Source organism: Sphingobacterium sp. InxBP1 (assembly GCF_026191775.1).
GTDB lineage: Bacteria > Bacteroidota > Bacteroidia > Sphingobacteriales > Sphingobacteriaceae > Sphingobacterium > Sphingobacterium thalpophilum.
Genome location: NZ_JAINDX010000039.1, coordinates 250,690 through 262,951 on the forward strand (window position 1 = coordinate 250,690; position 12,262 = coordinate 262,951).

Below are 12,262 nucleotides of genomic sequence, written 5' to 3' on the forward strand. Positions count from 1 at the left end.
GGTCAATTAAAACTCAACATTAAGCCCCAAAACAAATGAGCGGTTCTGTGGATAAGTACCCCAATCGATGCCCTGAATTCTGGAATCCGATCCGCCTGAATATTGGTTCACTTCGGGATCCATGCCGGAATATTTGGTTAAGGTAAATAGGTTACTCACGGATAGATAAGGTTGAAATTTGTTGATACCAATCCGCTTCAGCATGTCAGGGGCAAAGGAATATCCTAAGGAGATATTTTTCATTCGCAGGTAACTTCCATCTTCAACAAAGTAAGTGGAATTTTTCATATCAAACCCCGCTTTAGGAACATTCGTAATCTGCCCCGGTACTCTCCAACGGTCCAAAACAACAGTAGTTTGGTTTCGCCCGTCATACATCCCTTCTGTTTCCATACGGCTGGCATTGAAGATATCATTTCCATAAGTTCCCTGTATGAAAATGCTGAGGTCAAAATTTTTCCATGAAAAACTATTTGTCATGCCATAAACAAACTTCGGAAGCGGATTACCGATATAGGTACGGTCACTGGACGAAATCTTGCCGTCACCATTCAAGTCACGATATATAAGTTCGCCGGTTTCGGGATTCACGCCATCAGAAATATATCCGAAAAATCCAGCTAGGGATCTTCCTGGTTCATTTTTTACAACAAAATCGTTCACATAATCATTCGTTTTGACATCATAATACACCTGCTGTAAGTCTAATTGCTGAAGTTTGTTTCGATTAAAAGAGATATTAAAATCTGTATTCCATTTCAAATTTCCTATTAGATTTTTAGTATTCACGGCAAACTCAAAACCATAGTTGTTTAACCTACCGCCATTTCTTTGGATTGTATTGGCCTGCTGTCCCTGCGGTAAACTAGCATTCATCAAGAGATCGGTCGTATTTTTATTATAATAATCAGCACTGATTGTCATCCGACTACTCAACATGGTGATATCAAAACCGATATTGGTTGTACTTGTTGTCTCCCAGGTCAGATCTTTAGCTCGCAAAACAGTGGGTTTGTTGATATTAGGAACTGAATTGTCCTTGCCCTCAACAAACCATTGCTGACGCTGAATACCACTCAATTGCAAATAGGCATAATCCCCTAGTCCATACTGGTTTCCTGTCTGTCCCCATCCGCCACGGATTTTAAAATCATTGATCCAGTCTACATCTTTCATGAAATCTTCCGAGGAGATCCTCCAAGCTGCAGAGACAGAAGGGAAATAGCCCCAACGCCGTTTTGGACTCAATTTTGAAGAGCCGTCGGCCCGCATATTCGCAGTCAATAGATATTTCCCATCATAATTATACATCGCGCGAGCAAAGTAGGACATGATTGCCCAATCCGAGGCTGAAGATCCTGTTCTGTCCCAGGAAATCTTATTTGCTGCATTGAGTGTTTCAATGACTCCATTTGCATAATTCGAACCATAAATATAGCTTCTGGAATATTTAGAATCCGTCCATGACGAACCCACCATTAGTTCCAGATTATGTCTAGCAAAGCTCTTATTATAGGTCAAAACATTGTCCCAGGTCAATACCGTGTTAGTATTACGGATATCCGAAGCTTCGCCAAATTGGTTTCTCCCCCAAGCGGTAATCCAAGGATCTAAGAAGGTAGTCATCACACCTGATCTTCTATCCAAAGAGAAGGAAGTTTTCATACTCAGGTTTGGCATCAAGGATATTAAGGCATTACCGGTGGCGACAAGGCGATTTTCTCGATTATTATTATTTTTTGTCCTTTCTAAATTTTCGAGAGGGCTAGTAATGTTATTAATGCCATAAAAATTATTGTAGAAACGATCCGGGTTAGCTGGATCCCATACCGGTGCATACGTCGGTGTTGTAACGACAGAAGTAACTACACCTCCCCGATTAGAACCAAGTCCCGAAGTAATTCCATTATCGTTGTTATCTGTATAATTGATATTGGCATTTACTTTTAACCATTTGCGGACCTGGTTATCAATATTCGCACGGAAATTATATCTTCTGAAAAAGGAGCCCTGTAATGTACCTGTTTCATTCAAATACCCGCCGCCCAAATAATACCGTAGCTTCTCATTACCGTCTGAAATAGATAGCTGATGATTTTGCTGAATGCCGGTCTTATAAGTCTCCTTAAACCAATCTGTTTGATCCACTAATCCATCTGGGAGATTTACAATGCCTATCTCATCCTGCAAGTCTTTGTACTGACTCGTGTTTAATACTTTGACAGTATTGTTGACCACGTTGGCAGTCCATTGTGTTCCGAGCGTAATTTTTGCTTCGCCAGCTTTGCCCGACTTTGTCGTAACCAAGATGACGCCGTTGGATCCACGAGAACCATAAATAGCAGCAGACGATGCATCCTTTAGAATTTGAATATCAGTAATATCATTCGGGGATAAAAACTTGATGTCTTCAACAGGGACTCCATCAACAACATATAACGGGGTTGTATTGCTATTAAACGACGTTATCCCTCGAACTTGGATCTGAGGAGCAGCGCCTGGCTGCCCGCTCGGTTGAATGACAGTAACACCTGCAGCTTTGCCTTGTATCGCTTGCCCAAAGTTCGTGACGGGCCTTTTCTCTAAATCTTTCGTAGAAACAGAGGAAATTGCTGTCGTGACATCCTTCCTTTTTACGGAACCATAGCCAATTACAATAACATCTTCAAGCAAATTGGTAGAAGAATTTAGTTGTACGGTCATTGTACGACTAGCCGGTAGTTCTTTGCTATCGTAACCAACAAAAGTAAATTGAAGCATGCTGCCTGAGGTCGCAAAAATTTGAAAACGCCCTTCCTCATTACTGGAAACTGCATTGCTGCTCCCTTTCTGTGTAATGGTAACTCCAGAAAGTGGCTTCTGGTTTTGAGCATCCAACACACGGCCACTGATCTGAATCCGGTCTTGTGCATACGTCAAATTCATCAGCGTAAACAGGAAAGCTAGCCCCATTAAAAAGCCTACTTTTCGAGTAAAGTAAATCATATGAAAAAAAATTGGTTATTGTTTAATGATTTGGTTATTCCAAATAGCGATGAGTTTCCCCTGCTCTATCGCCCAAAACAAAACTAAAGGGACATCAACAGGAAAAAAAGGCCTAGTCGTTAAAAAGTACTGAAAACAAAACACAACAAACTAAAAACAAGCAACTTACCAACAAAAACACAGGATAAAAAGTACCTACTTTACATGCTGGACCGCACGCAACAGGGGCCTTCTGGGCTTGCTGGCAGATCAGCGCCGGTCAATGACTGCGATCTGGCACACGGCAGCTTCAAAGGCATCCCTGTCGCCTGCGGCTTTATTGCGCACCTTCGTCCGGTAGTTGTAGACTGTACGAAGGGAATACCGAAGGAAGCTTGCGATCCTGACGGAATCATGAATGCCCAGGCGGATTAAGGCAAAGATCCGCAGCTCAGTATTCAGCAGCTCAGATTTTTTGGGATAGATCTTCTCATCTTCTTGCAGCAATGCATTGAATTCTTCAATAAAAGTAGGGTATAAATTCAAAAAAATACGGTCAAAATTGACATAGAGCTGTTGGACTTCCCGTTCTTCCATTTGTGTCGATTTCAATTGTTCCCGCAGTGCTTCCCATTGCTGATTGGTAGCCCGCTTTAACAAAGCTTTTCGGATGTCTTCCATCTTGTCAATGTAGCTCGAACACATATCAAAGAATTGGGCGATATATTCCTCTTTGATATGATTGGACTCCGCTAGCTTCTGGTTTGTCTGATTAATCTCCTGATTCAGTGCAAGCAGCTGCTGGTTTGTAGCTGACAATGCTGAGCGGATCTTGCGTAAATGTTTCACCTGCCGGTAGATCACCACCAAACCGATAATGACACCGATCAATAAAATGCTGACTACGGTCACCAAAGCAACCAGCTGCTTATTCTGTGTGCTTATTTTTTGCTGGTAAGCAGCATTGATAATCGGATACGAAGATGTACCCTCGATAATCCGATAGCGCACTTTACACAGCATCGCATCATCAATAGCTTTTTCTATAAACTGAAAAGCGCGGTCGAAATCCTGCTGGTCGTAGTAAGTAAGCGCGAGATCGTGAAAAGATGCATTATCGCGATTGGCCATTTCGATATCTGCACTTGCTGATATCGAAAGATAGTAGATCTGACTTCTTTTATCCTTTTCGTATTTATAGATGAGGCCCATAAAATACGCTATCAATGCCCGTTGCTCAATACGATCCTTTCCTTCTTTCCACAGTGCCAAAAATTGTCTTTTCGCGTCGTCACGGTTCCCGTTAAATAACGTTTTAATAGCAGTCGTGGTGCGGTATTCAACAGACGATCTCGGTAAGACCGACAACAAGGAATCCCGGTAACGTTCGCTGGCCTGGTAATATTCGGATCGGTTGTTGCTCTGTCCGTAATGGCTATAAAAAGCACTGTAGGTATCATAATATTTCGCCAACAGTCCATTCCCCAGTCTCGAAGGTTGAATTGTATTCAATAACTGGGATGCTTCGATATAACGGCCGATCGTCGAATAAACCCAAGCTAGATCGAGATTGATCAAAGTCCGGAGCGAATCACTTCCGGTAGAGGCCAGTTTTTGACATAGCATAATATAAGTCAATGCAGCATCTGAATCAAACTTTTTATAATTTTCAAAGATTTCATAATTCTTTCGGAAAAACTTCTCCGGATTACCTTCAAGTGCCTTGGCTTCCTGTTTTAATTTTTCCAGCCTATCTTCCCGATTTTTAACATAAACCTTCTGATTTTCCATCAGATAAGCCAGTCGCTGCAATACCTTGGTGCTATCTGAAAGTTCCTGAGCAGTTAGATGAAAAAACAACTGGGTGAAAATAAGAGAAAGAAAAATACACTTCAACATAAGTTCGGTTCGACTTCGTTCAGGCTAAACTACATAAAAATAACAACAAAAAAGAGGACATCTCCCGACGGCCTCTTTTCCTGACCCAAGATCGGGCCCAAGAATTAACAATTTAATTCTTTATCGCATGAAAAATAGTTTTTGTATCAAGGAGGCGAATTTATTTCCAGCCTCCGCCCAGGGCTTTATACAACAAAATCTGGTTCAGGGTATTCTCCTTCTCGAGCTCGACCTTCCCAATCTGTGCCTCCAATGATTCGCGTTGTGCAGTAACCACATCCAATGAAGTGACCCGACCTGCAATAAACAGTTCTTGAGCCGCTTCGATGGAGCGCTCCAACGCCGTTACCCGCTCGTCTACATACGTACGGCGCCTGGCAATTGCTTCCTGCGTCATGATTACATTGGAAACTTCGTTATACGCGTTAATGACCGATTTTTCGTAGTCAATAAATGCAATACCATAATCTGCCTTTGCTACCTCATATTGGGTCCTTAATTGGCGTTGATTAAATATTGGCAGCGTAATACCGCCAAATAGATTATACGCTATCGATTTATCCAGATTGAATAATTTGTTAAAATGGAAACTCTGCAACCCAATAAAAGGGCTGATGGCAACAGAAGGTAAAAACGCTAAACGCGAAGCCTCCTGCTGATTTGACGAAGCGAGCATTTTTAGATAGGCTGCTTTGATATCCGGGCGCTGGTTGACCAGATCATCCGGTGTACCAAAACTCATGGCGTGATACAAGTTGGTATTCTCCGCATAAGTACTTCTGTTTATTGGCTGATAATAGCGCCCCAGCAAACCGTTGATATGGTGCTCCCAAAGCGCAATCTCCTGGAGCAGCTGTTCCTTAGCCGATTTAGAGGTCGCCAACAAGGCTTTAAATTGTTGTACCGAGAGTTCGGTTGCATAACCTGCGTCCTTTTTGAGTTCAACCACTTCCAGCGCATTCTTATGTAGCTCAATATTGCGGTTATAGACCTTAATTTTTTGGTCCAGGGCCATCAGCTCATAATACGCCGTGGCAATATTCGAGACCAGTTCGGTTTCAAGTAGACGTTTTCCTTCCTGTTCGGCCAAAAAACCAAAATATGCGGCCCGCTTCTGATTTTTCAGTTTTCCCCAGAGATCGATTTCCCAAGAAGAACGCAGTCCGATAAAATAATCAGGAATAAAGGGCTCAGGAAGTTTTTCATCACTTTTCAGGTTATCCGAAAAGTTGGAATCATAATTTCCGATTCCCGATTCGGTATAATGCCCATATTTTCGAATTCCACCTTCCACAGCTGCCTCTACAGTGGGCCCCAGCGCTGCTTTCCGTTGTTTAAAGTAAGCCTGCGCAGATTCAAGACGTAGGATAGACTGCCGGATATCCATATTATTCCGCAGCGCTGAGTCGATCAGCGCAACTAAAAGAGGGTCCTTGAAAATCTCGCGCCAGGAGCGGCCACCGATATGGACACTGTCCGATACGGCCTTTTCTGAAAAAGCTGCAGGAGTAACAACTTTCTCCGGCGGAGCAGCCTTTTTGGGGACCGCACAGCTGCCAAACATCATCAAGGCAGCAATCACAAGGGAAACCCGTTTGACTACCTGTTTTTTATTTTCTCTTTTTGAAAATAAAATCACGAGCCCCGGAATGACAATCACACCCAGAATTGTTCCGATAAGCATACCACCAACGGCAGCTGTACCAATACTGCGATTTCCCAGAGCTCCCGCACCACTGGCCATCATAAGTGGGATCAACCCCGCGACAAAGGCAAAAGAAGTCATCAGAATAGGACGCAAACGGGCGACAGCACCTTCGATCGAGGCAGTGACAATATCCATACCCTGCTTGTATTTCAGATTGGCATACTCTACGATCAGAATGGCATTTTTACCGAGCAAACCGATCAGCATGACCAACGCAACCTGTGCGTAGATATTGTTTTCCAGGCCAAATACTTTCAGGAAGATAAACGCACCAAATATACCTGCCGGAAGACAAAGGAGCACCGGCAAAGGCAATAAAAAGCTTTCGTACTGTGCGCATAACAACAGATACACAAACAACAGACATAAAGCGAAGATGTATAGCGCCTGATTGCCAGAAATTACCTGCTCCCGCGTCATTCCGGACCATTCAATACTATAGCCCTGTGGCAGCTCAGAGGCAATCCTCTCCACCTCTTCAATCGCTTGGCCCGAACTGAATCCCGGCGAAGACTGACCTGTGATCATCGCCGAACTGAACATATTGTAACGCGTGATCTGCTCAGGTCCATAGATGCGCTCCATAGAAATAAACGCATTGTAGGGCACCATTTCTCCGGTTTCGTTTTTCACATATAGGCGGAGTACATCTTCGGGCCGTCTACGATATTCAGGCCCGGCCTGTACCATGACCTTATACATCTGCCCATACCGGATAAAGTTCGTTGCGTAAAGACTTCCCATGAGTGTTTGTAAGGTGTTCATGGCGTTTTCGACGGATATCCCTTTCTTGGCAGCCATGTCGTAATCTACTTTCAACATATACTGTGGAAAGTTAACGTCGAAGCTGGAACTAATATCCTGCAGAACTTCACTTCCCTCCATTTTGTCTATAAATTGCTGCAGCACTTCTGCCGTCTTGGTGAGGTCCTCATTGCCGCTACGGTCCAGTAAACGGAGCTCAAATCCAGAAGAGTTTCCAAATCCCGGAACTGTTGGCGGCGGGAAAAAGTCGATCTGGGCATCCGCAAAATCTTTGGTCTTCTCCCGTAATTCCCTGATGACATCGTCCACTGTCTGGCTGCGCTCCTTCCATGGTTTAAGGTTAATCATCCCCATACCGTAGGATGCACCGGACACCTCGGTAACAATGCTGTAACCTGAAAGCGTGGAGACTGTCTCAACCACATCCAGCTTCCGGGACACCGAATCGATCTTATCCAAAATACGTTCGGTTCGGTCTACTGTAGCTCCCGGTGGTGTCGTTACGGACACATAAATCATTCCCTGATCCTCAGTTGGAATAAAGCCCGACGGTAATATGGCACTACTGCCCCAGGTCGCCACAAAGAAACCTCCCAATAAAAGGAGCGTTAGCCCTCTCCGTGCACTTGTTTTTACTAAGAGGCCCTTATAGCCCGCCGCAGTTTTATCATAGACCAGGTTGAATTTTTTAAAGAATCGATCCAGCCAGTTGTTAGAAGGTTTACGATCATGTGGTGACCTCAAAAACAGTGCACATAAAGCTGGTGTCAAGGTCAGTGCATTGATACCGGAGATGACAATGGCAGCGGCCAATGTCAATGAAAATTGCCTATAAAATATCCCCACAGGTCCTGAAAGAAAAGCCACAGGCACAAACACTGCCGACATGACGAGTGTGATAGCCACAACGGCTCCGCCGACCTCCTTCATCGCTTCTAAAGTGGCTTCCATCGGCTGTAAATGTTCCTCTTCCATCTTTGCATACACAGCCTCCACGACCACGATCCCATTATCCACCACAATACCGATGGCAAGTACCAGAGCGAAGAGCGTCAGCAAGTTGATAGAGAAACCCAACATCTGCATGAAAAATAAGGCGCCGATCAGACAGACCGGAACAGCCAAAATCGGAATTACCGTCGCCCTGAAATCCTGTAAAAAGATAAATACGACAATAAACACCAATAGGAATGCCTCCAACAAGGTCTTGATCACCGATGAAATAGACGCATCCAAAAACCGCGAGACATCATATCCCATGGTATAGGTCATCCCTGCCGGGAAAGTTGTTTCCTTCAGTTCGGCCATGCGGTCTTTGACCCGTTGGATAACCTCCTGCGCATTGGAGCCAGGCAACTGCTTAAGCATGATTGATGCAGAAGGCCGTCCGTCCGTCTTGGACACCATTTCATAATCCAGCGAACCGAATTCCACATCTGCAATATCCTTGATACGGATAATGGAGCCGTTTGAATTGGCTCTTATCGGGATATTCGCGTATTCATCTATTTCCGTAAACTTACCCGGATAGCGCAATACATATTGCTGCATATTCCGCATTTTATCCGAACTGATTCCTGTCTGTCCGGGCGCGGCCTCAATATTCTGCTTGCGCAACGAAGCAACAACGTCTTCCGTAGAGATATTATATGCGGCCATCCGGTCTGGTTTTACCCATATGCGCATCGCATAGTCGCGCATGCCCATGATCTGCGCACGGCCCACCCCTTCAATACGTTTCAGCTCTTTCAGGATATTGATATCCGTGAAATTATATATAAAACGTTCGTCTGCTGTTTCATCATCGGTATACACATTGAGATACATCAGCATGGAATTCACTTCCTTCTCGGTGGTGACACCAGCTTTGATAACCTCCTCGGGCAGCTCATCCAGAACGGTCGTTACCCTGTTCTGTACGTTCACGGCCGCAATATCCGGGTCTGTTCCAACTTCAAAAAAGATCTGGATAACAGTACTACCATTATTGGTCGACACCGAAGTCATATAGGTCATCCCCGCAACACCGTTGATGGCCTTCTCCAGAGGAATGGCAACGGCATTGGTACTTACCTCGGCGTTCGCGCCGGTATAATTGGCATTTACAACCACTGATGGAGGTACAATATCCGGAAACTGCGTAATGGGCAGGGTGAATAATGCTAGTAATCCAAGTAGTGTGATAAACACCGAAATGACCAACGATAATATCGGTCTCCTTATAAATGTTTCAAACATAATTTATCCTCCGCTACAGCTTCCTCAATTTTGGGTTAATCTTCATGCCATTACGTAAATTCTGCACGCCCTCGTAGACCACTTTGACATTGGGATCCAGGCCACCTTCGACAATATAGTAATGTCCAACCCGCGATCCGGCTACAAAAGGAGTCATTTTAACCGTGCTATCGGGCTGCATGGTATAGACGTAGGTCTTGTCCTGAATTTCAAATACGGATTTTTGGTGTACAAAGGTATGCTGTCCGGTTTCCATAGGGACCGCAATTTTTCCTGTTGCCCCATGCTTTAAGATATGTTCAGCGTTGGGGAACTGTACCCGTAATGAAATCGATCCGGTATTTGCTTCAAATTCACTTTCGACAATGTGAGCGACCCCTTCATGTGGATATAAAGCACCGTTCGCCAGAATTAATTTCACGGTCTTCTTGGTGTCCTTACCGTTCAGTTTGTCCTGCATCATGGTCAGGTATTCGCGTTCGGAGATATCAAAATACACATTGACCTGACTGAGGTCCGAAATGGTGGTAATAAGACTTCCTTCCGTCAGCAAAGAGCCTTCCTTCAATAATATACGGTCAATGCGGCCATCAAATGGAGCATGGATCACGGTATAGTCCAATTTGGTCTGGGCTTGATTGACGAGCGCCCGTGCCTCTTCAATTTTCGAATTCGCAGCCTTTAACTGTATCTTCAGCAGATTATACTCTGAAGGGCTCACAATATTTTTATCCACCAACTTCTGGGTCCGTTCCATCTCCAGCTTTATTTTCTGAGCCTCAGCAATGGAATTATCATACTGTGCCTTGGCCTTTGCCAGCTCAGCACGGTACTCTTCGTTGTTGTATTTGAACAGCACCTGGCCTTTTTTCACCCAGGCACCCTCATCCACATAGATTTTGTCAAGGAATCCGTTCAGTTTGGAGCGCACCTCCACATTTTTAAACGCCTGTATATCCGCAATGTATTCTTGATACACAGTTGTATCCATAACAATCAGCGGCGTAACCGGTATGTTTTTAATTTCTTCTTTTTGATCAGCATTAGCGTTGGAGGAGTGGCATGAAGCCAGCGAACCTACCGTACCCAACAAAAGGCACAATGCAAGTAATTTCTTCATAAAACGATAAAAAATGTAAATGTTAAATGGAATGAGATCTAAAAGCGCCCCATAACCATAGGGCCCAAAGCCAATTGTGCTGTAAACCATCCGGAAAAAGCACAGCGGATTTTAGACGTCAGCAGGAAGATAAGAGACTGTAGCTAGAATGGCCTGAACCGATAGAGAAAACGGTAATAGCCGGGTAGACAAAGCGTCTTGGAGCGGTAAAATGGGTGAACTTTATCCTTCGAAAAACAGAAGGCTGTGAATAAAATCCCAAAGATAAAGATGAAGACCGACAGCACCTGATTGTTAAGCGAAAAGATACGGTAGTCGTCCTGCAGCAGTACTTTCTCCTCCGGAGAAGAGTGAATAGGTTCTAAATCCAGTATATCATCAAGAAAATATTCTACGATCGTCTCACCCGCATGCAATACCTGACCCGTCGCGGATGAAAAAGATTCATACGTCAGCAGGTTGAGGTAAGCAAAGAGTGTAAAATAATAGAATAATTTACCTAGCATATCGAATTTTTGCACCACAAAGATAGGATTTTAGAACACCAACAGTGTGGTATTCATGTAAAAAAACCATGACAGCCACAAAATTGCTGTCATGGTTTGTCGTGGATTTAGCCGATGTACCGCTTCTTTTCACATGTCTATTTTTACCACAACCGGAAAATGGTCCGAGGGAAGTCTGGTTTCATACTGCTTAAAAGAAAGCTCTTTGGGGAAGTCTCCCTTCTTCACCTCTCGCTGATCCTCTTTCGGGCTCCTGTAAGACTCAGTTAATACAGCATAATGTGTCACCTTGATGCTTGGGGTGACAAACACATGGTCTATCCGGCTGTCCGTCCAAAGGTTATTATCAAAAGCATTAAATGTACCGTTCCAAGCCAACTTGCTTGGGGCAAGTGCGTAGCTATCACGGATAAAACCCGATTGCTGCAAGGTGGAATAGATTGTATTATGCTGATTTACGTTAAAATCTCCGGTCAAGATCGCACGGTCATTTTTGGCCAGTTCCCGCATTTTGTTCACGACCAATTTACTGCTTTCCTCTCTCGCCTGAATCCCCACGTGATCCATATGCAGATTAAAGTACCATAACTTCTGTCCTGACCGGATGTGCTCCAGCTGCACCCAGGTACAGATCCGGGGCAGAGCAGCATCCCAGCCTTTTGACGGTTGCCCGGGGGATTGTGAAAGCCAGAAGACCCCAGTTTTCAATTTTCGGAACTTGTCTTTCTTAAAAAAGATCGGAGCAAACTCACCAGCTACTTTGCCGTCATCCCGGCCTACTCCCACATAGTCATACGCAGGAAGCGATTTTTTGAGATCCTCAAGCTGGGACGCCAACACCTCCTGTGCGCCAAAGACGTCATAATCCACAAAATCAATTAATGAGGCTATGACAGGAAGACGTTGCCCCCAGCCGTTTCCAGCCTGCCGGTCGCCTGCATTATCGTAGCGGATGTTATAGCTGCCAATCGTAAGATGCAATCTGTCCTGAGCAAATCCCGCTGCCTGCCATAAGGAAATCAAACAGCAGCACAAAAAAGTAAATACATTTTGTCGTCTCAT

General features: G+C 44.4%; 6 protein-coding genes. All 6 read right to left on the reverse strand.

Going from position 1 to position 12,262, the window contains the following annotated elements:
* Positions 1 to 6 precede the first annotated feature (6 nt).
* Positions 7 to 2,985 (reverse strand): SusC/RagA family TonB-linked outer membrane protein, encoded by a 2,979-nt coding sequence (locus K7A41_RS04250; RefSeq protein WP_265712741.1) that lies wholly within the window; start codon positions 2,983 to 2,985, stop codon positions 7 to 9.
* Between the two features lie 249 nt (positions 2,986 to 3,234).
* The gene (locus K7A41_RS04255; protein WP_265712742.1) at positions 3,235 to 4,863 is read right to left on the reverse strand and encodes a DUF6377 domain-containing protein; all 1,629 of its coding nucleotides are present in this window, start codon (positions 4,861 to 4,863) and stop codon (positions 3,235 to 3,237) included.
* A gap of 160 nt (positions 4,864 to 5,023) precedes the next feature.
* Positions 5,024 to 9,574 (reverse strand): efflux RND transporter permease subunit, encoded by a 4,551-nt coding sequence (locus K7A41_RS04260; RefSeq protein WP_265712743.1) that lies wholly within the window; start codon positions 9,572 to 9,574, stop codon positions 5,024 to 5,026.
* 13 nt (positions 9,575 to 9,587) lie between these two features.
* Entirely contained in the window at positions 9,588 to 10,694 is a 1,107-nt protein-coding gene (locus K7A41_RS04265) for an efflux RND transporter periplasmic adaptor subunit (RefSeq protein ID WP_265712744.1), read from the reverse strand.
* A gap of 143 nt (positions 10,695 to 10,837) precedes the next feature.
* The gene (locus K7A41_RS04270; protein ID WP_028070780.1) at positions 10,838 to 11,200 is read right to left on the reverse strand and encodes a hypothetical protein; all 363 of its coding nucleotides are present in this window, start codon (positions 11,198 to 11,200) and stop codon (positions 10,838 to 10,840) included.
* A 129-nt stretch (positions 11,201 to 11,329) separates the two neighbouring features.
* Positions 11,330 to 12,262 carry an endonuclease/exonuclease/phosphatase family protein gene (locus tag K7A41_RS04275; RefSeq protein WP_265712745.1) on the reverse strand — a complete coding sequence of 311 codons (933 nt, stop codon included), beginning with the start codon at positions 12,260 to 12,262 and terminating at the stop codon, positions 11,330 to 11,332.

Bases quoted from the DNA above. Each gene is read 5' to 3' on its own strand.
- K7A41_RS04255 (WP_265712742.1), bottom strand. From the start codon at position 4,863: ATGTTGAAGTGTATTTTTCTTTCTCTTATTTTCACCCAGTTGTTTTTT.
- K7A41_RS04260 (WP_265712743.1), bottom strand. From the start codon at position 9,574: ATGTTTGAAACATTTATAAGGAGACCGATATTATCGTTGGTCATTTCG.
- K7A41_RS04265 (WP_265712744.1), bottom strand. From the start codon at position 10,694: ATGAAGAAATTACTTGCATTGTGCCTTTTGTTGGGTACGGTAGGTTCG.
- K7A41_RS04250 (WP_265712741.1), bottom strand. From the start codon at position 2,985: ATGATTTACTTTACTCGAAAAGTAGGCTTTTTAATGGGGCTAGCTTTC.
- K7A41_RS04275 (WP_265712745.1), bottom strand. From the start codon at position 12,262: ATGAGACGACAAAATGTATTTACTTTTTTGTGCTGCTGTTTGATTTCC.
- K7A41_RS04270 (WP_028070780.1), bottom strand. From the start codon at position 11,200: ATGCTAGGTAAATTATTCTATTATTTTACACTCTTTGCTTACCTCAAC.